Annotated in this window: 17 protein-coding genes; 10 read left to right on the forward strand and 7 right to left on the reverse strand. The window is 64.7% G+C overall.

From position 1 onward, the window contains the following. Positions 1–29 precede the first annotated feature (29 nt). The 3 genes from Q9293_RS02885 to Q9293_RS02895 are packed head-to-tail and all read left to right on the forward strand — an operon-like array spanning position 30 to position 2,704. The gene (locus Q9293_RS02885) at positions 30–1,166 is read left to right on the forward strand and encodes a sugar MFS transporter (protein WP_306249847.1); all 1,137 of its coding nucleotides are present in this window, start codon (positions 30–32) and stop codon (positions 1,164–1,166) included. Positions 1,167–1,199: 33 nt separating this feature from the next. Next, positions 1,200–2,315: an ROK family protein gene (locus Q9293_RS02890; RefSeq protein ID WP_306249849.1), complete on the forward strand. Its 1,116-nt coding sequence runs from the start codon at positions 1,200–1,202 to the stop codon at positions 2,313–2,315. A 29-nt stretch (positions 2,316–2,344) separates the two neighbouring features. Then, positions 2,345–2,704, forward strand: coding sequence for a phosphomannose isomerase type II C-terminal cupin domain (locus Q9293_RS02895; protein ID WP_306249851.1), 360 nt, complete (start codon positions 2,345–2,347; stop codon positions 2,702–2,704). 250 nt (positions 2,705–2,954) lie between these two features. Here the strand turns inward: Q9293_RS02895 and Q9293_RS02900 are convergent, their stop codons facing one another. Continuing rightward, positions 2,955–5,303: a GH92 family glycosyl hydrolase gene (locus Q9293_RS02900; protein WP_306249853.1), complete on the reverse strand. Its 2,349-nt coding sequence runs from the start codon at positions 5,301–5,303 to the stop codon at positions 2,955–2,957. Between the two features lie 416 nt (positions 5,304–5,719). On the opposite strand from Q9293_RS02900, the gene Q9293_RS02905 reads away from it, so the two are divergent. Together Q9293_RS02905 and Q9293_RS02910 are read left to right on the forward strand one after the other, a co-directional pair. Further along, positions 5,720–8,002: a glycosyltransferase family 4 protein gene (locus tag Q9293_RS02905; RefSeq protein WP_306249855.1), complete on the forward strand. Its 2,283-nt coding sequence runs from the start codon at positions 5,720–5,722 to the stop codon at positions 8,000–8,002. Then, positions 7,999–9,456, forward strand: a complete 1,458-nt coding sequence (locus Q9293_RS02910) for a glycoside hydrolase family 130 protein (RefSeq protein WP_306249857.1) — start codon at positions 7,999–8,001, stop codon at positions 9,454–9,456. The genes Q9293_RS02905 and Q9293_RS02910 overlap by 4 nt, the downstream gene beginning before the upstream one ends. Positions 9,457–9,476: 20 nt before the next feature. On the opposite strand, the gene Q9293_RS02915 is transcribed toward Q9293_RS02910, so the two are convergent. The 5 genes from Q9293_RS02915 to Q9293_RS02935 are packed head-to-tail and all read right to left on the reverse strand — an operon-like array spanning position 9,477 to position 13,073. Then, complete coding sequence (locus tag Q9293_RS02915; RefSeq protein ID WP_306249859.1) at positions 9,477–10,469, reverse strand: hypothetical protein; 993 nt, start codon at positions 10,467–10,469, stop codon at positions 9,477–9,479. Next, positions 10,466–11,185 carry an ABC transporter ATP-binding protein gene (locus Q9293_RS02920; RefSeq protein ID WP_306249861.1) on the reverse strand — a complete coding sequence of 240 codons (720 nt, stop codon included), beginning with the start codon at positions 11,183–11,185 and terminating at the stop codon, positions 10,466–10,468. Before Q9293_RS02920 ends, Q9293_RS02915 begins: the two co-directional genes overlap by 4 nt. Further along, positions 11,185–12,309: an FtsX-like permease family protein gene (locus tag Q9293_RS02925; RefSeq protein WP_306249863.1), complete on the reverse strand. Its 1,125-nt coding sequence runs from the start codon at positions 12,307–12,309 to the stop codon at positions 11,185–11,187. The genes Q9293_RS02920 and Q9293_RS02925 overlap by 1 nt, the downstream gene beginning before the upstream one ends. Next, entirely contained in the window at positions 12,284–12,598 is a 315-nt protein-coding gene (locus Q9293_RS02930) for a hypothetical protein (protein ID WP_306249865.1), read from the reverse strand. The genes Q9293_RS02925 and Q9293_RS02930 overlap by 26 nt, the downstream gene beginning before the upstream one ends. A 10-nt stretch (positions 12,599–12,608) precedes the next feature. Continuing rightward, positions 12,609–13,073 (reverse strand): nitrous oxide reductase accessory protein NosL, encoded by a 465-nt coding sequence (locus Q9293_RS02935; protein WP_306249867.1) that lies wholly within the window; start codon positions 13,071–13,073, stop codon positions 12,609–12,611. 248 nt (positions 13,074–13,321) lie between these two features. Between Q9293_RS02935 and Q9293_RS02940 the strand changes: the two genes are divergently transcribed. The 5 genes from Q9293_RS02940 to Q9293_RS02960 all read left to right on the forward strand — a co-directional run bounded on the left by Q9293_RS02940 (position 13,322) and on the right by Q9293_RS02960 (position 22,867). Continuing rightward, positions 13,322–13,900 carry an SCO family protein gene (locus tag Q9293_RS02940; RefSeq protein WP_306249868.1) on the forward strand — a complete coding sequence of 193 codons (579 nt, stop codon included), beginning with the start codon at positions 13,322–13,324 and terminating at the stop codon, positions 13,898–13,900. 98 nt (positions 13,901–13,998) lie between these two features. Then, entirely contained in the window at positions 13,999–15,603 is a 1,605-nt protein-coding gene (locus Q9293_RS02945) for an ABC transporter substrate-binding protein (RefSeq protein ID WP_306249870.1), read from the forward strand. 66 nt (positions 15,604–15,669) lie between these two features. Further along, positions 15,670–17,289: a kelch repeat-containing protein gene (locus tag Q9293_RS02950; RefSeq protein ID WP_306249872.1), complete on the forward strand. Its 1,620-nt coding sequence runs from the start codon at positions 15,670–15,672 to the stop codon at positions 17,287–17,289. Between the two features lie 262 nt (positions 17,290–17,551). Further along, positions 17,552–22,039 carry a multicopper oxidase domain-containing protein gene (locus Q9293_RS02955; RefSeq protein WP_306249875.1) on the forward strand — a complete coding sequence of 1,496 codons (4,488 nt, stop codon included), beginning with the start codon at positions 17,552–17,554 and terminating at the stop codon, positions 22,037–22,039. 165 nt (positions 22,040–22,204) lie between these two features. Continuing rightward, the gene (locus Q9293_RS02960; RefSeq protein ID WP_306249878.1) at positions 22,205–22,867 is read left to right on the forward strand and encodes a response regulator transcription factor; all 663 of its coding nucleotides are present in this window, start codon (positions 22,205–22,207) and stop codon (positions 22,865–22,867) included. On the opposite strand, the gene Q9293_RS02965 is transcribed toward Q9293_RS02960, so the two are convergent. Further along, a complete protein-coding gene (locus tag Q9293_RS02965; protein WP_306249880.1) occupies positions 22,857–24,674 on the reverse strand; it encodes a PAS domain S-box protein in 1,818 nt (605 codons plus the stop codon). The genes Q9293_RS02960 and Q9293_RS02965 overlap by 11 nt on opposite strands. Between the last annotated feature and the right edge of the window lie 18 nt (positions 24,675–24,692).

Genomic DNA, 24,692 nt, shown 5'->3' on the forward strand with positions numbered 1-24,692 from the left:
ACGATCTGGCCCAGCCCTAGGAGCGTCCGATGAACCTGAGGACCCTGCCCATTTTCCTCGCCTTCCTGCTCATGGGGGTCGCGGATGCCATGGGCCCCCTGTCGAGCGCGGTCTCAACCAATCCAGTGATGGCCGCCCTGATGCCCTTCTTCGTGTTCATCGCCTTCGCGGTCTTCAGCGTTCCCGGCGGCCTGCTCTCGGCCCGCATCGGCAAGAAGAAGGTGCTCGTTTTGGGCCTGGCCCTCAACACCTTGGCTGTGGGCATCCCGGCCTTCCTGAATCCGCCCTTCGTCCTGCTCTTGCCCTGCATCTTTCTGTTGGGCGTGGGCACCACTCTGCTGCAGGTGGCGGGCAACCCGATCATGCGGGATGTCAGCAGCGCCGGTGACTACAGCCGCAACCTGGCCCTGGCCCAGGGCATCAAGGGGGCGGGCAGCAGCGCCTCCGCCTATTTGGTGACGGCGGTGACCTCTCTGGCTTTCTTCGCCGCCATGGGGTGGCGGGGGGCCTTTCCCATCTTCTTCGCCCTCATGGCCCTGGCCCTGCTCGCGGTCAGTTTTCTGAAGGTCGATGAAACCAAGGCCGAGGTGCCACCCAGCATCCGCAGTTCCCTCGCCCTGCTGAAGGAGCCCGTCTTCGCCCTGGCGGTGGTCGGCATTTTTCTCTACGTGGGGGCCGAGGTCTGCATGGGCGCCTTCCTCAAACCCGCCCTGCAGGCCCTGGGGCGGGGCGAGAAGGAGGCTGCCCTCTTCGGGCCCGCCCTGTTTTTCGGCGCCCTCACTGTGGGGCGGCTGGTGGCGGGCAGCCTGAAGGTGCAACCGCACACCTTCTTTCGGATCAGCGCCCTGCTGGGCCTGACTGGACTGGCCATGCTCATGACCGGATCCGGCCCCCTGGCCCTTCCCGGCGTCCTGCTCGGCGGCCTGGGTTTCGCCAACATCTGGCCCATGCTCTTCTCCATCACCGTGGAGGCGAAGCCTGAGCGGGCCAGCGAACTCAGCGGCCTGATGTGCATGGCCATCAGCGGTGGGGCCATCGTGCCATTGATCATGGGGCGGCTGGGGGGCGGGGCACGGCCCCTCGCCTTTGCCGTGCCCCTGGCCTGCTTCGCCTACCTGGCCTCGCTCTCGTGGCGCAGCCGCCCACGCCAGACATCTTCCAAATGACCTTCCCGACAGATCTGTTTTTCCGAGTCACGCATGAATCCAGCTTCTGATACCCGCCACGTCCTCACCCTCGATGCCGGGGGCACCACCTTCGCCTTCCATGCGATCCGCGGCAACGAAGACGTGGCCCAACCTGTGATCCGCCCCTCCCACCCCGACAACTTGAAGGCCTGCCTCGATACGCTGGTGGAGGGCTTCGAGCAGCAGCGTCAAGCGGTGGGTGGCACCATCCAAGCCATCAGCTTTGCATTCCCCGGCCCCGCCGACTATGCCGCAGGCATCATCGGGGACCTCCAGAACCTGCCGGCCTTCCGCGGCGGCGTGGCCCTCGGGCCCATGCTGGAGGATCGCTTCGGCGTTCCTGTCTACCTCAACAACGACGGGGATCTCTTTGCCTACGGCGAAGCGCTCTCCGGCCTGCTTCCCGAGATCAACGGGAAATTGGAAGCGGCAGGAAACCCCAAACGCTTCCAGAACCTCCTGGGCCTCACCTTGGGCACGGGCTTTGGTGGCGGCATTGTCCGCCAGGGCCAGCTCTTCCGGGGCGACAACGGCGCCGCCGGAGAGATCTGGTGCACCCGCCACAAAATCCACCGCGATAGCTACGCGGAGGAAGGGGTATCGGTGCGAGCCGTGAAGCGGGCTTACGCCACCGGCGCGGGGCTGCGCATCACCGATCAGGTGCCCGACCCCCGGGAGATCGCCGCCATCGCCGAAGGGCTGCAGCCCGGAAGCCAGGGGGCCGCCTGCGAATCCTTCCGCTTGTTGGGGGAAGTGGCGGGCGATGCCATCGCCAACGCCATCAGCCTGGTCGACGGTTTGGTGGTGCTGGGTGGCGGCCTGTCGGGAGCTTGGCCACACTTCATGCCGGCCCTGCTGGCGGAATTGAACGGACAGCTCACCAGCGTTACGGGACGCGATCCGATTCCCCGCACCGAGCTCGCCGCTTTCAACCTGGAGGATGAAACCCAGTTGGATCGCTTCCTCAAGGGCCGCTCCCGCCACATCGTGGTTCCCGGCTCGGGGCGCTTGATTCCCTACGACCCCATGAAGCGCATCGGCATCGGCATCTCCAAGCTGGGGGCCAGCCGCGCCGTGGCCCTGGGCGCCTATGCCTTTGCGCTGGATGCCCTGGACCGCCGCGCCTGAGGCGCCCTCTCCCCTGGAAAGAAATGACCATGCAGAAACCTGCCAGCCTCCACGTGGACAAACCCTGGGGCTCCTTCGATCAGTACGCTTTAAACACCCCCTGCACGGTGAAGATCCTCACCTGCCTCCCCGGCCAGCAGCTGAGCCTGCAGCGCCACAGCCATCGTGATGAACTCTGGGTGGCCCTGGATCCCGGCGTGGTGGTCGATCTCGACGGCGCGGTCCTTCGCCCCGTTGCCGGTGAGGAAGTCTGGCTGCCCCAGGGCAGCGTCCACCGGCTGCGCTGCGACCCGAGCACCCCCCACCCGGTGCGAGTGCTCGAAGTGAGCTTCGGAACCTTCAACGAAGCTGACATCGAACGCCTGCAGGACGACTACGGGCGCCAGTAGACCGGGAGCAAGAACCTTTCAGCAGGGATGTTTGGCTGGATCTCGCCCGCGGCCAGGACGCTCTTCTCGAAAGCACCAGGAGGAAAGGAATGCTGGAAGCGGAGGATCGCTGAGGGGCAGAGGAGAGCGGAGAACAGCCACCTGCCCTGGTCCGCTTTCCTCCGCCCTTCCGCTCTTCTCCGCTTCCAACTTTCTTTGGGCCTGGCTTCGGAGGCGTTGAGCCCGCGGGCCCTCCTTTTCGCCTGGCCCTTCAGCGCCCTTCGGAGGCCTCGGGATCCCGGCTGAGCGAGTAGGGCCGGTCCTCGGGACGGGTGCCCCGCTTCAGATTCGGCTGCTTCGACATCACCAGCCTCAGGACGCCCCCGGCCTGGATTTCGGCGTGGTCGATCCAGTTCCGGTTCAGGGGTTTCCCGTTCAGCGTGGCGCTCTGGATGTAGGGTTTGTCCGGCCCGTTGCCCGGCGCCTCCACCGTGAAGGTGCGGCCGTTCTCCAGCTTCATGGTGGCCTTGGTGAAGCGCGGCGAGCCGAGGGCGTACTGGGTCTGGCCCGGCGTGACGGGATAGAAGCCCAGGGCGGAAAAGACGTACCAGGCCGAAGTCTGGCCATTGTCCTCGTCGCCGCAATACATGCCGGGGCCCGGGCGGTACATGCGGGCCATGGTCTCCCGGGCCCAGCGTTGGGCCTTCCAGGGCTGCCCCACCCAGTCGTAGAGGTAGATCATGTGCTGGATGGGCTGGTTCCCGTGGGCGTACTGCCCCATGTCGGCCACCACCATCTCGGCGATCTCATGGATGACGCCCCCGTAGTAGGAGCTCTCGAAGGTGGGCCGGGTGGTGAAGACGCTGTCCAGTTTCGCGGCCATGGCCGTGTCACCGCCCAGCAGCGTGGATAGCCCCGCGGGGTCGTGGAACACACACCAGGTCCAATGCCAGGAGCAGCCTTCTGTGAAGACGCCGCCCCACGAATCAGGCCGGAAGGGGCTCTGCCAGGTGCCATCCTGCAGGCGGCCGCGCATGAAACCCGTACCGGGATCGAAGAGCTTGCGGTAGTTTCGGGAACTGCGCAGGTAGGGCTCCACTTCGGCAGCGGGCAGGCCCAGGGCCTTTCCGAATCGCCACATGCACCAATCGTCGTAGGCGTATTCCAGGGTGCGCGCGGCGCTTTCATCGATCTTCACATCGCTGGGCACGTAGCCCAGACGGTCGTAATGGGAGGCGCCCAGGCGGCCCAGGGAGGTCGACGAAGGTTCCGCGGTATGGGCGCCCTTCACCATGCCCTCCCAGGCCTTGCGGCCATCCCAATCCCGGATGCCTTTGGCCCAGGCATCCGCCAGGATCGCAGAGCTGTTGGTGCCGATCATGCAATCCCGGTAGCCCGGGCTTTGCCATTCGGGGATCCAGCCTCCTTCCCGGTAGGCGTTGACGATGCCCTGCATCATCTGGTTGTCGAGGCCAGGCTGCATCAGCGCCATGAGTGGAAAGGCGGCGCGGAAGGTATCCCAGAAGCCGTTATCGGTGAAGAGGGGGCCGGGTTCCACCTGGCCGCTGTAGGGGCTGTAGTGCAGGGTCTTTCCGGCGGCATCCACCTCGTGGAAGGTCCGGGGGAAGAGATGGGTCCGGTAGAGGCAGCTGTAGAAGACTTCCAGGCTGGCCGCATCGCCACCCTCCACCTTCACGCGGCCCAGGGCATCTTCCCAGGCCTTCTGCGCCCGGGCTTCCACCGCGGAGTAGCTCTGCTCGCCCACCTCCCGTCGCAGGTTCAGCTCGGCCTGGCCAAGGCTGATGAAAGAAGTGCCCACTTTGGCCTGCAGGGTCAGGCCGGCGGTGGCCTTGAACTCAACCCATACCCCCACGTGATCGCCCTGGAGGGAGGTTTCCTTCCGCGGGCCGGAGGGATCCCAGGTGCCGCAATCGGCGATCTCCTGATCGAATTCCACGATGAAGTGATGGCCGAAATTCGCGGGCACACCGCCATGGTTGTAGCGGCTGATGCCCACGATGCGGCGCCGTGAGGCATCCACCCGCACGCTCACATCCCCGATGGCCTGCTCTCCGACAGTCTTGCGGCCCTTGGGGAAAGCGTCGAGGACCACGTAGGCCTTGGGCGTGGCGGGATAGGTGAAGCGCAGCACGGCCGCCCGAGAGGTGGGTGTCACCTCTGCCCAGATGCCCGATTCCAGCAGCTTCACCTTGTAGGCATAGGGATGGGCTGCTTCCCGCTCGTGGCTGAAGTAGGCACCCCGATCCTTGTCCAGCACATGCAGTTCGCCGCTCATGGGCATGAGGGAGAGGCTGCCGTAGTCGTTGATCCAGGGGCTCGGTTGGTGGGTGAGCTTGAGGCCTCGGATTTGCTGGGCGTCGTAGCGGTAGGTCCAGCCATCTGGATCCAGGCCGGTTTGAGGTGTCCAGGCGTTCATGCCGAAGGGCACGGCCACGGCGGGATAGAGGTTGCCCCGGGAAAAGGCGTGGCTTGAATCCGTTCCCCCCAACGGATTCACCCACTTCACCGGGGCTAGGTTTGCCGGCTTGGGCGGAGCGGCCCAGGCCGGAATCAGCCATGCGGGAGCGATCAGGAGAATCGAAACCAGGCGGCGCATCATGGGCAAAGGTTCCTCGGGAAGCGCGGTGGGGACCGCTGGAGCATCCTGACCTCTTGCATGTGGGCTTGGAAGCTCTTGGTGATCGTTAGTGATTATCGGTTCCAGCAATCAATCCCGGCCAAGCGCCAGCCGCCAGATGCCAGGGATTCACCACGTGTGAATTCAGGAAATTCTGAAGCGGAGAGGCTTTCAGTTCGGACTGCATCCACCACCAACCAACGCCCCGTGACGCGGGGCGTTGCTGTAGGCGGGGAGAAGGATTCCAAATGGGCGATGGGAAGTCTGATCGTCTTCGCGCCTCGATCATTCGACATGCTTCCACGGTGGCTGTGCTGGCCCCTGGTGTGAGGTGCTAATATCGATTCTATACAACTGGGCACAAGGCCTCATGTTGCAGGGAATGCGAGGAACCCTTTATGGACCCCACTCTGCCAGGCCGCATCGCCTTTCTCGGCGGGTTCCTGCCCCGTCTCTGTGGCATCGCCACCTTCACCCATGACATCTGCGAAGCGGTGGCCGAAGCCGCTCCCCACTCCCTCTGCTTCACTGGGGCGGTGAATGACCGCCCGGAAGGCTACGAGTATCCGTCGCGCGTGCGCTTTGAACTGGATGAGAAGGATCTGGATTCCTACCGGCGCGGCGCGGATTTCCTGAACTTCAACAATGTGGACGTGCTGTGCGTCCAGCACGAGTTCGGCATCTACGGAGGGGCCGCGGGCAGCCACCTGCTGGCCCTGTTGCGGGAAGTGCGGATGCCCGTGGTGACGACGCTCCACACGATCCTGCGCGAGCCCAATCCCACGCAGCGAAAGGTCATGGATGAGCTGGTGCGCCGCAGCGACCGCCTGGTGGTGATGGCGCAGAAGGGCGCTGAGATTCTGAGGGATGTCTACGCGGTGCCCGACGCGAAAGTGGACCTCATTCCCCACGGCATTCCGGATCTGCCCTTCATTGATTCCAGCTTCTACAAGGCGGAGCTGGGCGTGGATGGCCGCATGGTGCTGCTCACCTTCGGCCTGCTGGGGCCCGGGAAGGGCATCGAGAATGTCATCGAGGCCCTTCCTGAGATCGTCAAGCGGCATCCCAATGTGGTCTACCTCGTGCTGGGCGCCACCCATCCGCACCTGGTGGCCCGCGACGGCGAAAACTACCGCCTGGGCCTGGAACGGCTGGCCGAGGATCGCGGGGTCAAAGATCACGTGATCTTTTACAACCGCTTCGTTTCGCTGGAGGATCTCAAGGAATTCATCGGCGCCACGGACATCTACCTCACGCCCTACCTCAATGAGGCCCAGATCACATCCGGCACACTGGCCTATGTGTTCGGCGCGGGCAAGGCCGTGGTGTCCACGCCCTACTGGCACGCACAGGAACTGCTGGCTGATGGGCGTGGCATCCTGGTGCCCTTCCGCGATCCAGGGGCCATTGCCGAAGGCGTGTGCGCCTACCTGGATGATCCGGCATCGCTGACGCGCACCCGGGAGCGAGCCTACGAGGTGGGGCGGAACATGATCTGGTCCTCCGTGGCCCAGAGCTACCTGGAATCCTTCCGGCGGGCGGGCGTTGATCGGAAGGCCAGGCCACGCAAGGCCTTCGCCGGTTGGACCCTGGCCAGCCGACCCTACGACCTTCCGCCGCTGCGGCTCAACCATGTGGTGCGCATGAGCGATGGCACGGGCATCTTCCAGCACGCCATCTTCAATGTGCCGAACTTTCATGAAGGCTACTGTACGGATGACAACGCCCGGGCCCTGATCCTCTGCAACCTGCTTGATGAGCTGGGTGGGAAGCCGCCTGAGGAAAACCTGGACCGCCTGGCCACGAGCTACCTCGCCTTCCTGGCTGCGGCGCTGAACCTGGACACCAACCGGTTCAGGAATTTCATGAGCCATGGTCGGCAGTGGCTGGAAGAGTCGGGCAGCGAAGACAGTCATGCGCGCGCGCTCTGGGCCCTGGGCACGGGGGCGGGGCGCTCGCGCAATGAAGGCCATCAGCGGCTATCCGCGCAGCTCTTCGAGCGCGGCCTGCCTGCGGTGGAATCCTTCCGTTCGCCCCGGGCCTGGGCCTTTACCCTGCTTGGCATCCATGAGTACCTGCGGCGTTTTCCGGGGCATCCGAAAGTGATGGCCACCCGTGAACAGCTCACCAACCAGCTCGTGCGACTTTGGCACGTGTGCGCTTCCGAGGACTGGCCCTGGTTCGAGCCCATCGCCTCCTATGACAACGCCCGGTTGTGCCAGGCCCTCCTGCTCAGCGGCCAATGGATGCCCCATCCCGAAGCCCTGGACATCGGTCTCAAGTCCCTCCAATGGCTGGTCTCGCTGCAAACCGCCCAGGCGGGTCATTTCCGGCCCATCGGCAGCAACGGCTTCTGTGAACGGGATGGCGCCCATGCGGATTTCGATCAACAGCCGGTGGAAGCCCAGGCCATGGTCGCGGCCTGCCTCGAAGCTTTCCGCGCCACTCAGGATGTGAGCTGGTCACGGGAAGCCAAGCGAGCCTTCGAGTGGTTCCTGGGCCGCAACGACCTCGGTGTGCCCCTGTACGACTCCAGCAGCGGGGGCTGCAGCGACGGCCTCCACCGGGATCGCGTCAGCGAAAACCAAGGCGCCGAATCGACCCTGGCCTTCCACCTCTCCCTTGCCGAAATGAACGTCGCGGAGCATCTCACGCCCCCTTCCTTGAGCAGGACCCCATGACCTTCACCACCCTCCGCCGCCACGAAGTGCCACTGCTGCCGGAAAGCGCGAGGGTCATCATCCGGCCCTTCATTCCTGCCAGCACCCACAACATCACCACCATCATCGGTCGGGCGCTTGCCATCAGCGAAGAGGACGCTTCCCGCGATCTGGACGCCATGCTCCGGGAATTTGATTGCAGGCACCTCGACATCGAGTCGCCCTTATTGGCGAATTTTGAAAAGGTGGTTCCCCACATCTTCAGCCAGAGGCCGCTCACGCGAACACGGAAACTCCTCATCGGAGCCCTTTTTTCGGGTGAGTACGCCCTGGAATCCGCGGCGTTGTTCAATCCATCCATCGTGGAGCACCCCGATCAGGAGGGCGTTCCCGTAGGTGCTTTGCGATTCATCCTGAGCCTTCGGGCCACTGGCGAGGGGCACATCTCCTCCGTTGAATTCCGCACGGGTCTCATTGCAGCGGATGGCGACATCCATTTGGACGCCGTCTCGCGCTATGTCAACATGCCGGAGGTCAATCCCAACCCCAGATACAAGAAGCGGCTCTTCATCGTGAAACTGCACGAAATGGGCTTCGACAACGGCGCCTCGGCGGCGGTGATGGAGCCCCTCGACGACAGCTTCACCCGGAGCGACCTCAACCGGAGTGTGACCCGGGTTCGGCGGGAAACCCAGCCCATCACGCAGGGCCTGACCAACACCCTCAGCTGCATCCAGTGGCTGGCCGATTCCAATTACGAGATGAACTTCTCTCCCTCCCTGGCCATGAGTGAGCGGATCATCTTCCCCGTTTCGCCCAACGAGACCAATGGCATCGAGGATGCCCGTTTTGTGCGGCACACCGATGACGATGGGACCGTGATGTACTACGCCACCTACACGGCCTACAACGGGCACGCCATCCTGCCACAGCTCATCGAGACCCAGGATTTCCTCCACTTCCGGGTGCTCACCCTCAACGGCAGCGCCGTTCAGAACAAGGGCATGGCGCTCTTTCCCCGGCGCATCGATGGCAGCTACGCCATGCTGTCGCGGCAGGATGACGAGAATCTGTTCATCATGTTTTCAGACAATCCCCACTACTGGAGCGATCCAAAAATCCTTCTGCGGCCGGGGGAAATGTGGGAATCCGTGAAAATCGGGAACTGCGGCTCGCCCATCGAAACCGAGGCGGGCTGGCTGGTGATCACGCACGGCGTGGGCCCCATGCGCAAATACTGCATCGGGGCCGCCCTGCTCGATCTGCATGATCCCACCAAGGTCATTGGCCGATTGAGTGAGCCTCTGCTCGAGCCGGAAGGCGTGGGGCGGGAAGGCTATGTTCCGAACGTTGTCTACAGCTGCGGGTCCATCCTCCACGGCAGGGAACTCATCCTCCCCTATGCCATGAGTGACAAGTCTTCGGCCATTGCCAGCGTGTCCCTGGATGAGCTGCTGGAAGCGCTGGGGGCCTGAGACGGTTCACGGCGGGCTGATCAGAGTCTGAGCGGAGACAGGGCCATCCACAGGCTCACGATGAGGGTGAACATCAGGGCCAAAGCCATCACCACAATGGCCAACCGGGCGCGTAGGCGGGGCAGGGCCTGGCTCAGGCTTGCCCGCTGCTGGAAGAAGGAGAGGGCGCCCAGGCCGAACGCTGAAATGGCGCTGCCCAGGAGGGCAGCGTAGAGGGGGTAACCCACGAACCCGTACTCTGCATGAAGCAGGCAGAACGGGCAGTGGTGGGTGGGCAGGGCGTAGATGTAGAGGCCGAAGAAGGCGATCAGTGCGGCGATGGCCACGGGAAAGAACCCCAGGCCCAGGCACGCGAGCAGGCGACCGCCTTGGCGGTATTTGAGGAAGGCCACGCTGCTGATCACCAGGGCACCGAAGCAGGTCCAGAACGCGGGCTGCACCACCTGGGGCGAAAGGCTTGCGAGGTCGGAGGCGAGGCCCGGGCGGCCCTGGCCGAAGAGGCTGCCACAGCAGGAGGTCATCACATCGGCATGCAGGCCGGTCAGGTAGCGGCCCTGCAGCCAGGCCTCCCCCAGCACCAGGGGGAGGAGCAGCATCAGCAGCGCGTATTTGGGGCGGATGAGGGGATAGTCATGGCCCTGGGTATCGGCCCGGTGGAGGATCAGCCAGAGCCCCGCCACCAGGCAGGTGGCCACCTTGGCGAGCAGGGCGGGGTAGCCGTAGGCGTTGACGGAGAGGGAGCCCGCGGCGCACATGGCGCCTACGAACTGGGTGTGCAGGCCATCCACGGTGTAGATGAAGAGGAAGAGCGAAAGCACCTGGATCGCCAGGGCGTTGGCCACCAGGGTGGACACCAGGTAGGTGCGCCGTTCCAACTCCAGCTGAGCCTCGCTGCCGCTGCGCAGATCCCAATGGCGGAGGATGCGCAGGCCCAGCCCGCTGGCAGCCAACAGGAACGCGCTGACAATGCCCGAGGCCAGCAGCAGGGCGAGGATGCCGGGGTGCTGGATCACGGCGCGGAGACCACCCGGCCATCCCGCATCTCCACCACGGCATCGGCCAGGGGGGAGTCATACACGATGGGGTCGTGGCTGGTGATGAGCAGGGTTCTTCCGGTGGCCCTGAACTGGCCCATGAGGGCCATGAAATCCTCGGAGAGTTTGGAATCCAGGTGGGCGGTGGGCTCGTCGGCGATGAGCACGGCTGGCTCGTTGATGAGGGCTCGGGCGATGGCGACGCGCTGAGCCTCGCCACCGGAGAGGCGGTCCACGGGCATCCGCAGGTGCCGTGTCAGGCCCAGGGCCTCCAGCTGCGCGACGGCACGGGCCTCGGCGGAGCGGCGGTCTTCGCCCGTGGGGTAGGTGGGAAGCAGGACGTTTTCCAGCACGCTGATGCCGCGCACCAGGTTGAACTGCTGGAAGATGAAGCCGAATGTGCGCCGCCGGATGGCCGTGAGGAAACGTTCGGGCAGGCTGGTGATCTCCAGGGCATCGCCTTCGCGCAGTTGCGGCAGGGTGTTTGGAGGCAGGCCATGCAGGTGAATGCGGCCCGAAGTAGGCCTGGCCATGCACCCGATGAGGGTGAGCAAGGTGGTTTTGCCGGAGCCGCTGGGGCCCTTCAGCACCGTGAGCTGGCCATCGGGAATGCGGAGGCTCACACCATCCACCGCTGTAAAGGGGGTGGCCAATCCGGCCTGGTAGGTTTTCACGACCTGGGCGAGTTCGATCATCAGGACCTCATCGCCGCATCGGGATCCACCGTGGCCGCACGCCAGCTGGGCACCAGGGTGGCCGCCGTGTAGGGAAGCACCGTCAGAAAGAACAGAACCGTGAGCTGGTAGGCGTCCACGGCGGGCGCCAGGCGGTAGGTGGGGAAGAGCACAGACCAGCCCTTGAGGGCATGCTCGAACAGGGTGGCTGAAAAGAAGAAGACGTGGACATAGGCCAGCACCACGCCGCCCAGAAAGGCCGTGAGCGACACCACCGCGCCTTCCATGAACTTGAGCAGCAGCACGTCGCCGCTTTCCCAGCCGATGGATTTCAGGATGCCGATCTCCTTGCGCTCTTCGGCAGAAAGGCCCGTGGCGCGATCCCAGGCGAATATCACAAAGGAGAGGATGGCCGAGGCCAGCACCACCACCATGAGGCCGCCCCGCCACTCGAAGATGGCCTCGTAGGTGCGGAGGATCTCGGATTTCAGGATGGGCCGCGCATCGGGGAACTGCTCCACGATCTTGGCGGCGATGGTGGGCAGCTCGCGGGGATTGCCTGCGCGGACGGCCAGGTCCGTGGCGAGGCCCTCCGGGAAGCGGAAGAGGGCGCGGACATCGGCCGGGGACATGAGGATGAGATCGGAGGACACCAATTCCGAGGAGGCCGGCAGCACCTTCTGGACGGTGAACAGGGTGGGCAGCCCACCGTAGCCCCGAAGGGTAATCATGTCCCCCTCGTTCACCCGCATGCTGCGTGCCACGCCCTGGCCGATCCACACCGAGTCGGGAGCCAGGTCTGGCTCCGAACTGCCCATGAGGGTGAGGTTTCCCCCAAAGACCGGATCGTAGTAGTAGCCCCAGACCCGGGCCTGGACATCTTCCACGCCACGGATGGCGCGGATGGCCTCGGCTTGCGAGAGGGGAAGCGGATCATGACGTCCCGCCACCATGCGCTGCACCACCATGTCCGGCGCCTGGACCAGGAGTTCGCGGGCCTCTCGCTTCAGGGCCTGCACGAAGAAGATGAGGGAGGCGATGACGAAGATGACCAGCGTATAGACGCCGAGCAGGGCCAGGTTGCGCCCCTTGCGCCTCAGCAGCGAGGAGAGGGCGAAATCAAGGATGTTGCGGGCGCGGCGCATGGGGGCTCGGGAAGGGGGGCGGGGTCACCAGGGATCCCGAGGGAAAGTGGTCCAGGCCCATGGGATGATCCTGGAAGGCCGCGTGGCGATCCGCCATGGCGGGATGCCGGGTGTAGCGGGCCTCGGTGAACAGGCACAGGTCCGTGAGGCCCAGCCGACGCACCAGCTCAAGGCTGGCCTGGCGCTGCCGGCGGGCGGCATTCTCCTGGCCGTTGGCATGCAGGAGCATGGCCACAAACAGCACCGACAGGGCGCCAGTCAAGGAGAGGAAGGCCGAGGATTTCCTCAAGGAGGAACCCTCACTCCAGGCTTTTCAATGCGGCCTGCGTGACATCCGGGAAGCTGAGGATCCTCTGGCCCTTGTGGTCCTTGAGGAAGGCCTTGGCTTCGGCTTCGGTGGCGAAGGGCACGAGCTCCTGGCCCATGGGGCCCAGGATGTCGCTTCGGAGCACGAAGAAGGCCTTCCGCGCGTCGATGTGCTTGAGGGCGTAGTAGTCCTTCACGAGGATGGCATCGATGTCGGCGCCACTGCGTTTCTTGGCGTAGCGCTTCAGGTCCAGCAGGTAGTGGAAGAGATCCTTGGGCCCGTCGAACCAGGCCTGGGCGCCATCCTTGAAGACCACGGCCGCGGCCCAATCGGGGAAATTGGCCACATACATGCCGCAGACCGCGCAGTTGCCCTTGGGTGGCAGCGGCTTGCTGTCGGCCCAGCCGGGGGCGGCCAGGGCGAAGGCGAGGCCGAGGGTGCAGAGCCTCCTCAGCACGGGAGCACCGGTGAGCAAAGGGGCAGGCCGGACAGCCGTGGATGCATGGATTCCTCACCGTTTCGGGAGCATTCAGTCTAGTCCACGGCCTTGTGGGGAGGGCAAGTGGGGAGAACTCCCCATTGATTTGCGGCGGCGGACGTGAAGAAATCAAGGACTCACTCGCCGGCGCGCAGTCCACGCCTCCATCCGGCCCTGGCGCTCAGGAGCCGGTGGCGTTGATGGGGTATGTCAGGAGGGCCTGAGGGATGCACCGAGCCACATTGAACCTTGCCGCCCTGGTCCTCAGTGTGTGGGCCGTCATGCCCAGCACCCTCTCCGCCCAGGCGCCCGCGCCCCTCGTGCGAACCCTGGAAGCCTACACGGTGCCGGATCTGCTCCTGGTGAACCAGGATGGGGCGAAGGTGAAGCTGAAGCCCCTCCTGGAATCCGGCGAACCCGTCATCCTCGATTTCATCTTCGGCACCTGCACCACCATCTGCCCGGTCCTTTCCGCGGGCTACGCCAACCTGCAGGCGAAACTCCCCCCGAACAGCCCCAAGATCCACTTGATCTCCATCTCCATTGATCCGGAGAACGACACGCCCAAGGTGATGCGCGACTACCTGAAGCGCTACCGGGCCAAGCCAGGCTGGGATTTCCTCACGGGGCGGCGCGAGGACATCGACAAGGCCATGATCGCCTTCAATGCGTACATCCCGAACAAGATGGCCCACTATCCCCTCACCCTGATCCGCGACCCCAAAACCGGGAAGTGGGTGCGCCTCTTCGGCATGATGAGCTCCTCCGAGTTCATGGCGGAGTGCCGGAAGGTGGGGATCCTGTGAGGGCCCCCGGAAGGCTCCTGTCGCGCGCCGTCGCTCTGGCGCTCCTCCTCGGCACTTGTATCGCACTGGGCGCAGCGCCCGCCGACAAGGTGCCACAGATGGTGGCCGGACTGCCCGCGGAGCAGGCACGGCTCCTGGGCGAGCGCATGTACCGCCAGGGGCTCCTGCCCTCGGGCGAGCCCATGCAGGCCGTGGTCAGCAATGACATCGCCATTGCGGGCACCGCCTTTACCTGCGTGAGCTGCCACATGCGCAGCGGGCTGGGCTCCTTCGAGGGCGGCATTGTCACCCTGCCCACCAACGGGGCGAAGCTGGCGCAGCCCCGCTACTGGAAATTCCCCAACCTCTCGCTCGCAGAGCGGAAGGATCTGCGATTGCAGACTCCCGAAGCCCGGCCCGCCTACACCGATGAGGCCCTGGCCCATGCCCTGCGCACGGGCATCGATCCCACGGGCCGCGAACTGCACGCCATCATGCCGCGTTACCAGCTTGAAGATCGGGACATGGCCATCCTGATCCACTACCTGCGTTCGCTGTCGGCCGAGTTCTCGCCAGGGATCGATGCCACCACGATCCGCTTCGCCACTGTGGTCACCGAGGAGGTGAGCCCAGAGGATCAGGAGGCCATGCTCCGGCCCATGACCAACTACGTGGCCCGCCACAATCAGTATCCCAAGGGCTTTGGCAACCGGATGTATTTGGGGGTAGGTGGCAACGAGATGAGCGGCGGCTACCGCAAACTGGCCCTGTCCGTTTGGCGGTTGACGGGAAAGTCCGGGACCTGGCGGCAGCAGCTGGAGCGCCATCTGGCGGAGGAACCAGTCTTCGCGCTGATCGGAGGCATCTCGTACGGAGACTGGAAGCCCATCCACGATTTCTGCGAGGCCCAGAAGCTCCCCTGCCTCCTGCCCATCACGGATTTCCCCGTCATTTCCGAAACGGACAGCTACACCCAGTACTTCTCCAAGGGCTACTACCAGGAGGGGCAGGCGGCGGCCCGCTACCTGCGGGGGATGGAGCCCGCCCCGACTTCGGCGAAGATCCTCCAGGTCATCCAGGAGGGCCCCGAGGGCCGGGATCTCTCTGCAGGCTTTCGCGAAACCTGGCGGGAGTTGGGCCAGGAGGAGGTGAAGGAGATCCGCCTGGGGAAGGGCGAGTCCCTCGGCTCCGAGGCGCTGCAGGCGATCCTCCAGCGGGAACGCCCCGCCATCCTGCTGGTGTGGACGGGGGCCGACAGCTTCTTGGCCCTGCGCGACCTGGCCAACCAGCCCACGCATCCGGAAGCCGTCTTCATGTCGAGCCGCTTTCTGCGCACCCGCCTGAAGGACCTTCCCGAAGCGGCGCGTTCCTTCACCTGGCTCACCTACCCCTACCGGGATCCCAAGGATGAGCCGGATGTCTCGAAGTACGCGGACTCTCTGCTGGCAGGCATGACCCAGCGCAACCCGGAGCCCCGGATCTACACGCGGGTCTACTCGATGATTCAGATCCTGCGTCAGGGCCTCATGGACATGGACCGGAACTTCTACCGGGACAATTTCATGGATCGGATTGGCATGCAGGCCGATCAGACTCTGCCGGATTTCCTCCGCCTGAGTTTCGGTCCAGGCCAGCGCTACGCTTCCAAAGGCTGTTACATCATGCAGCTGGGGCCGGGCCCCCAGCCCCAATTGCTGCGCAAAAGCGATTGGGTGCTGCACTGAGGGGATGGAGTGAACGCGTATGATCAAGGCTTCCCATCGTCGTCCCCTTTCGGATATGAGGTCGTCATGCGCGTGATCGGCAGCTGGATAACTTGGCTGTTCCTGGGCTTGGCGCTGCTCCATGTGGGGTGTAAGGACCCGGCGCAGGCGCCCACGGGACTGAGCTACAGCGCGTACCCGGCTGTCTATCTGGTGAACGTGGCCATTACCGAAAACAAACCCACGACGGGGGGCGGGGCACCCACGGGCTATTCGGTGAGCCCAGCCTTGCCCGCGGGATTGAACCTCGATGCCAGCACAGGGGTGATTTCCGGAACCCCGACCACCGCCGCAGCCCAGGCCACCTACACCGTGACGGCCACCAACGGCGGTGGCAGTGCCACGGTGGCCCTCAGCATCACCGTGGGCAGCGGCACCCTCAGCATCACCACGCAACCCGCCAGCCAGACCGTGCTGGAAGGGCAGACAGCCACTTTCAGCGTGGTGGCCGCTGGAACCGGCACCCTCACGTATCAGTGGGAAAGGGATGGTGTGGCCATCACCGGAGCCACCTCGGCCTCCTACACCACGCCTGCCACGGTTCTTGCCGACAGCGGCGCCGCGTTCCGTGTGAGCGTGACGGATGCAACGAACACCGTCGTGAAAAGCGACCCCGCCACCTTGACCGTGACGGGGGCCGCGGGCTCGGGCACCACCGTCAGCACGGGCAGCATGGCCACGCCGCGGGCCTATCACACTGCCACCCTTCTCAAGAATGGCCAGGTGCTGGTCGTGGGCGGCAGCGATGGCAGCCTCGCACTGGCCAGCGCAGAGCTCTACGACCCCGCCACGGGCGCCTTCACGGCCACGGGCAGCCTCGTCACCGCGCGGCAGCAGCACAGCGCCACCTTGCTGGCCGATGGAAAGGTGCTCATCGCCGGTGGGGTGAACCTGGGCGCCACCCTGGCCTCAGCGGAAGTGTACGATCCCGCCGCGGGCACCTTCACGGCCACCGGGAATCTGGCCGCTGCCCGTTCCGATCACAGCGCCACCTTGCTGGCGAGCGGCAAGGTGCTGATGGTCTCTGGGCGCGACCTTGGCACCTATGTGGCCACCGCGGAGGTGTACGATCCGGCGGCGGGCACCTTCAGTGCCACCACCTCTGCCCCTCTGGCCACGCGGGCCACCCACACGGCCACCCTCCTGGGCAACGGCAAGGTTCTTGTCGCGGGTGGATTCCGAGCGAGCGCCCTGTCGACGTCAGAGCTCTACGACCCCGCCACAGGAGCCTTCACTGCGGCGGCAAGCATGTCCGCGGCCCGCTCGTACCACTCGGCAACCCTGTTGCCCAACGGTCAGGTTCTGATGGCCGGTGGCTCGGCCAGTGTGCAGGCGGAACTCTACAATCCGGCCACCGGCACGTTCACGGCCTCGGGGAGCTTGGCCGCGGCCCGGAGCTTCTGGCACACGGCGACCCTGCTCGCCACGGGGAAGGTTTTGGTGTTCGGTGGCCGAGGTACCGGCACACCGGCCCCCATCCTGGCCTCCGGAGAGCTGTTCGACCCCGCCACTGGGCTCTTCTCGGCCACAGGCAGCCTGGGCACGGCGCGGGAGCTGCACACCTCCATCGCGCTTCCCAATGGCAAGGTGCTGGTGGTGGGCGGGGTCGGGTTCGGCTACTTGGCGAGCGCCGAGCTCTACTACTGAATTCTGAGCCTCGCGGATCATGACCGCGTGATCGCTTTCCAGAGACCGGGTCGAGGGTCGGGAAAGCTGGATTCGATTTAAGGGTTTCCCCCCCATCCGATGGGGGGAACTACCCATACCTCCGTTCGTCCCTTCGACGGACTCTGGAATCCACCTTCAGGACAGCCCGTTAGCTCCGGCAGGTGGGTTTGCCTCCACCACACCGGCGATTGCCAATTGCCCGTCTCCTTCTCCAATTCCCTTTCACTTCACGAGGTGCACCATGATGAAGCGTCTCAACCGCCTGCTGGCGCTGGGAGCCGCGTTGTTCGCGGGTCTCACGATGCAGGCTCAGATGCCGGACGGCGCCAATCGCACCGCGCCTCCCGAGGCCGGTGGCGACAAGAACGCCATCGTGGAACGGGCCACCCGCCGCCGCACGTTGGCGCAAGCCCGTGAGGCCGCTGCCGCCCGCACCAAGGTCGCGCTCCAGAACAAGGGCGGCCAGGTGGATGTCAAGACGCTCGGAGTCAATCCCATGGCCAAGGCCATGGTGAGTCAGGCCACGAAGGTGGCTGCCAAGGTCGCCGCCGCCAAGGGGGAATCCGCCTCTGCCCTGATTGTTCCGGGCCCTGGTTTCCAGCTGGCTCAGCCGGACTACATGTTCGGCACCGCCAGCAACTGGCACAACACAAAGCCGATCCGGAAATTCGTGGACACGCTGGCGGGCCTCGGGCCTGAGAACGCCAACAATCTGGGGAACTACATCCCCGTGGCCACCCCCAAGGCCAACCCCTTCGACACCACCTCCGACTACTACGAAATCGGCGTGGTGGAATACAAGCAGCAGCTCCACTCGGAACTGGCCCCCACCAAGCTGCGCGGCTACCAGGATCTGAACGCTGCCACACCCGTGAACGCCAAGAACGGGCAGAACACCAACTACCTCGGCCCCGTCATCATCGCGAAGCGCGATCGCGCCGTCCGCGTGAAGATGGTGAACATGCTGCCCACTGGCGCGGCAGGCGATCTCTTCCTGCCGGTGGATACCACCATGATGGGCGCCGGTGTGGGCCCCAATGGCGGGCTGTTCACCCAGAACCGCGCCGAGCTGCACCTCCACGGCGGCCTGAGCCCCTGGATCAGCGACGGCACGCCCCATCAGTGGGTGACGCCCGCCCACGACACCCTGGCCGATGGCGTCACGCCCATTCCCTATCCCAAGGGCGCGGTCTTCCAGAACGTGCCAGACATGGCCACCGGGGCCAACAGCCGCGATGGTGTGGGCACCTACTACTGGACCAACCAGCAGAGCGGCCGGTTCATGTTCTACCACGACCACTCCTTCGGGCTCACCCGCCTGAACGTGTATGCCGGTGAGGCTGCGGGCTACCTGATCGTGGACCCCGTCGAGGAGCGGCTCATCAATGCCGGCCTGCTGCCCAACAACCTCGGCTTCTCCAATGGCCCGAACTACTACAACTACGGCATCCCCCTCGTCATCCAGGACAAGACCTTCGTCGACACCACCACCCTTGGCACTGTCGGTGTCGCAGGTGGCACCGATCCCACGTGGGATGTGAACAAATACGGTGGCGACGGCAGCCTCTGGTACCCGCATGTCTACATGACGAACCAGAATCCCGCCGACATCTCCGGCGCCAATGCCATGGGACGCTGGGACTACGGCGCATGGTTCTGGCCTCCGCTGCCCCTGGCCGTCAACAACAACGGCGTGGGCCTGCAGCATGGCGCGGAGCCGGTTCCCAACGATCCCAACGGCACCGAGATTCCCGGAACGCCCAACCCCTCCCTGGTGCCCGAAGCTTTCATGGACACCCCCGTGGTCAACGGCGTGGCCTACCCTTCGGTCACCGTCGAGCCCAAGGCCTACCGCTTCCGCATCCTGAACGCCTCCAACGACCGCTTCTGGAACCTCTCCATCTTCCAGGCCGATGCGCCTGGTGGAACGGAGGTGCCCATGGTGCCTTCGGCTCCCAATACCGCCTGGCCCGCCACCTGGCCCACGGACGGCCGTGACGGAGGCGTGCCTGACCCCGCCGCAGCCGGTCCTTCCTTCATCCAGATCGGCAACGAGAGCGGCTTCCTGCCTTCGCCTGTGGTGATCGCGCCCCAGCCCATCGGCTACAACTACAACCGCCGCGATATCGTCGTGCTCAATGTGCAGGACAAGGCCCTCTTCCTCGGCCCCGCGGAACGCGCCGATGTGATCGTCGACTTCTCGGCCTACGCCGGCAAGACCCTCATCCTCTACAACGATGGCCCCGCTCCGGTGCCGGCCTTCGATTCCCGCCTCGACTACTACACGGGCGATCCCGACCAGACCGACAGTGGCGGCGCTGCCACCACCCAGCCTGGCTACGGCCCGAACATCCGCACCATCATGCAGATCAACGTGGCCGCCAGCGCTCCGGCGCCTGCCTTTGACCTCGCGGCTCTCAGCGCGGCCTTCGTGGGAACGGATGCGGCCCCCAGCGTCTTCGCCGAATCCCAGCACCCCCCGATCGTTCCTCAGCTGAGCTACAACAGCGCCATGAACAAGGTGCTGACGCCTGCCGAGCAGAAGCTCTTCACGAACAACGTCTATGTCCGCATCCAGGACACCAAGATCCGCATGCCTTTCCCCGCCACGGAGAACGGCGTGCTGACGCAGCCCTCTCTGGCCCCCAAGGCCATCCAGGAGCTGTTTGAGCTTGACTACGGCCGCATGAACGCCACCCTGGGCGTGGAACTGCCCCTCACCAACTTCACCAATCAGACCACCATTCCTCTGGGCTATTCCGATCCCGCCACCGAGAACCTGACGGACGGCACCACCCAGTACTGGAAGATCACCCACAACGGCGTGGACACGCACCCGGTCCACTTCCACCTGTTCGATGTCCAGGTGATCAACCGCGTGGGTTGGGACGGCGCCGTGCGCCTGCCCGATGCCAACGAGATCGGCTGGAAGGAAACCGTCAAGATGAACCCGCTGGAGGACATCATCGTCGCCTTCCGGCCGCTCTCTCCCCGCCTGCCCTTCCACCTGCCCAACAGCCGCCGCCTGGGCGATGTCACCAAGGCCCGCCACGAGCCCATCTCCTGGACCAGCTCGACAGATGGCAACACCGTCACCGGCACCAACGAGTTGCAGAACTTCGGCTGGGAATACGTCTGGCACTGCCACATCCTCGGTCATGAAGAGAACGACTTCATGCGCCCCATGGTGCTGACGGTCGCCACGACCATCCCCAGGGCCGCCAGTGCCCTCAAGGCCACCCTTTCACCCACGCTGGCCACCCGTGCGGACCTGGTGTGGCAGGACAATTCCACGGACGAAACGGGCTTCGCCATTCAGCGCCGCACGCCCGGCGGATCCTTCACGACCATCGCCACCGTTGTCCCCAACGTGCATACCTTCACCGATTTCAACGTCACTCCTGGCGTGCGCACCGATTACCGGATCGTGGCCTACAACCAGGCCGGTGAAGCGGCTCCCACCGCTGTCTCCAGCGTGAACATCACCTCGGTCCAGGTTTCGGGAACCATCAGCGGCGTCCCCGCGGGTGTCACCGTCACCCTGGCGGCCAGCACGGGGCAGACGGCCACCGCCGCCGCCGACGGCACCTATGCCATCGACCTGCCCTATCCTTTCACGGGCACCCTGACGCCCTCGGCGAATGGGCTGATCTTCACGCCCGCTTCCCGCACCTTCAACGCGCTTTCCACCGACCAGGCCGGCCAGAACTTCGCCGCCCAGGTTGCCATCACCGGCCTCGTGACCTTCAACGGCAACCCGCTGCCGGGCGTGACCCTGAACTACCCCGGTGGCCGCACCACCACGGGCACTGATGGCCGCTACACCCTGGCCTTCACCCCCGGCTGGTCGGGCACCATCACGCCCTCCCGCAATGGCTACACCTTCACGCCTCCCTCGACGGCCTATGCCGCCATCACGGCCAGCACGGTGACCAACTACACCGCGATCTCCAACGCGATCATTTCCGGCCGGGTCTACATCGCCTCCAACCCTGTCCAGCCCCTGAACGGCATTGTCATCAGCTTCAGCAATGGCGGCGGCACGGCTCTGACGGACAGCACCGGACAATACTCCCAGACCGTGCCTGCGGGCTGGTCGGGAACGGCCACTGCAACAGCCCCCGGGTATCTCTTCACCCCTGCTTCCCGTACGTTCTTCGGTGTCACCACTCCGCAGACGGCCCGCGATTTCGTGGCCACCATCGGCGTCATCGTCACGGGCAAGGTCTCCAATTTCGCGGCCTTGACCTCGGGCGGCCTGGTCCAGCCGGTATCCATCCGCTTCGGCAACCTCGGTTCGGTGCTCACCTCCACCTTGGATGGTTCCTACAGCTTTACGGTCAATTCGGGCTGGACGGGCACCATCACGCCCAGCCTCAATGGCCACACCTTCACGGCCCAGTTCGTCGCTGCACCTGGCATCACCGCGGCGAACAATCCGGCCCGGGATTTCACAGCCTTCCAGACCATTTCTGGACGGACGCGCCGGACCAACGGCACCAGCGTGAACGGCGTCCAGGTCAGCCTCCTGAACGCGGGCACTCCGGCCACCACCTATGCCACGGTGACCACGTCCGGTGCCGGTGACTTCTCCTTCCAGGTGCCTGCGGGCTGGTCGGGCAGCCTCACGGCTTCCGGCATCCTGAACACCTGGACCCTGGTCACGGGCAGCAGCACCTTTAACCTGATCAACGCGGATGCCACCGGCCTGAGGTTCAACGGCCAGTAACCTCCAGAACGTTGCCAAATTTAGACAGTCCATGTGGGGGAGGGCAGCGATGCCCTCCCCCTTTTCATTTGGGGTATGCTTCCCTTCCTGTGGATGAAACCAGTAGGCAATCCAGGCTCTGGACCTGTAATGTTGGTTTTCGCAAACTCGTAGCCCGGGGGGTGGATGGCATCGGAACGCAGGCACAGGCTCGTCATCGCCGATGACCACACCATTCTTCGGGAAGGACTCAAGGCGCTCATGGGCGCGAGGCCTGATCTGGAAGTGGTCGGCGAGGCCACCGATGGCCGCGAGGCTGTCCGCTGCGCCGAGGAGTTGAAGCCCGACCTGATGATGCTTGACCTCTCAATGCCCCGCTCCAATGGGCTGGAGGCTTTGAAGGAAATCAAGCGGGTGAGCCCGGGCACCAAGGTGCTGGTGCTCACGGTGCACAAGACCGAGGACTACGTCTTCACGGCCCTGCAAGCCGGCGCTGATGGCTACGTGCTGAAGGATTCTTCGGCTTCGGAACTGACCCTCGCCGTGCGAAGCGTGCTCAACGGTGAGCGCTACCTTGCCCCGGCCATCGCCAGCACCGTGGTCATGGGGTACCTGGGGGCAAAGGACCCAACGGCCATGCGGCCCAGTTTCGATGAATTGACCACCCGGGAGCGGGAGGTTTTGAAACTCATCGCCGAGGGCTACCGCACCAAGGACATCGCCGAGTACCTCTGCATCAGCCCGAAGACCGTGGAGAAGCACCGGGCAAACCTCATGGACCGGCTCAACCTGAGGACGGTCTCCTCCCTGACCACCTACGCCATCGAAAAGGGCCTGGTCACGAAGTAGCGTCTTCGTCCACGGGCCATCGGGCCATGATCATTGTTCCCTGGCCTGGAGTCGAGGTGACGATCATGGAGCCGCCAAAGAGTTCCGCCCGCTCCCGCATGGAGGCCAAGCCGTAGCCGCTACCCGAGTGGCTGCGCTTCACATTCTTGGGATCGAAGCCAATGCCGTCATCGGCGATGACCACCTGCAGCTCGCCCATGACCAGCCGAAGGCCCACGGTGATGCGTGTGCCCTGACTGTATTTGGCGGAATTGTTCATGGCCTCTTGGATGATGCGGAAGACGCTGGTGCGGAGCTCGTCAGGCACCTCGAATTCCTCGATGTCCACCACGCGCTCGACCTCGAAGTGGGGATAGGTGTTCTGGAATTCGCGGGTGAACCAGGCGATGGTGGCAAGCAAACCGAGGTCATCCAGGGTTGATGGCCGCAGGGCCATGGAAATGCGCCGAACCTCTTCCACGGAATTCTGGAGGATGGGCACCACGGCCCGGAGGGACTTGCCCTGCTGCTCGCTGCCCTCCTCGTCGAGGGCTCGCTCCACGATGAACTTGGCCGCGCTGAGGGATTGTCCCAGGCTGTCGTGGAGCTCGCGCGCGACACGCTGCCGCTCACCTTCCTGGGCGGACATCAGGCGTGCGGAAACGCGTTGCAAAGTCTCACGGGATTCCCGGAGCGCCGCCTCGGCGAGGTGCTTTTCCGTGATGTCCTGGATGTTCCCCAGAAGCGAGGGAGCGCCGCCGTACTGGATCAAGGTGGTGCGCCCGCTGATCCAGCGCACCTCCCCCTGGGGGGTCAGCATGCGGCATTCATAGTCCTGAGCCGTACCCTTTCCGGCCAGACGAAGCCGCCACAGTTCCTGAACCGCAGGCCAATCATCCGGGTGGATGAGCGAGGTGACTTCCAGGCGCGCCAGGTCGAAGGGGCTGCTGCCGATCATCTGGAAGAAGCGCTGGTTGCCAAAGACCAATCGGCCTTCACGGTAGATGAAGATGCCCGTGGGGGAGCTTTCGACCACGGTGCTGTACTTCTCCTCCGATTCGCGGATGGCGGCCTCGGTCTGCTTGCGGGCGGAAATATCGATGAAGGTGTAGACGAACCCTGCTATCGAATCATCGTTGCGGCGGATGGTGGAGGCGGTGAGGAAGGCGGGAAACCGCGTTCCATCGCGGCGGACGGCCCGCACTTCCCCCGACCACCCCTTGGCAGCCACGGGCCCGGACAGCCCGTAGGCGGCGGATTCCACCGAAAACCCTGTGGCCATGGCGAGCGTCTGGTTCTGCACCTCCTGTTCCGTCCATCCGAAGAGCAGTTCCGCGAACTGGTTCCAGTAGAGAATCACCCCTCCCTTCCCCGTGGCGATGACGGCCTGCTGCACCACGGCCAGCAGACCCGCCTGGAACTGGATGCGGGAGTCGGCCTTGGTTCGCTCGGCGAGTTCGGCCTCCGTCCGCACCTTGGCATCGTATTTCAGGAACTCGTTGGTGGCTTCCATCTCCTTCAAGTGCCGTTCCGTTTCGGCCTTGGTGACGAGGTGGCGCACCATGGGTTTGACGAGCAGATAGTACAGGCAGGGAAAACAGACCAGGATGAGGGTTCCCGAATCCACGAAGGCCATGACGAGTTGGTTCTCCCCGAACAGCGGCTCGAGGGTCACCATGATGGTCAGTTCCGTTCCCGTGATGATCGCCGCGACGATCAGAAGGGAGCGGATCAAGGCGCGGGAGTTGGGATCCAGGCTGCTTGGTGCCGCGGGGTGACCGCCGGTGGAGGGCGCGGGAAGCGGTGCGGAAGGAGGGGCGGCAGACACGGGCTTCCTCGGCAGAAG

The organism is Geothrix sp. PMB-07, assembly GCF_030758935.1.
Classification (GTDB): Bacteria; Acidobacteriota; Holophagae; order Holophagales; family Holophagaceae; genus Geothrix.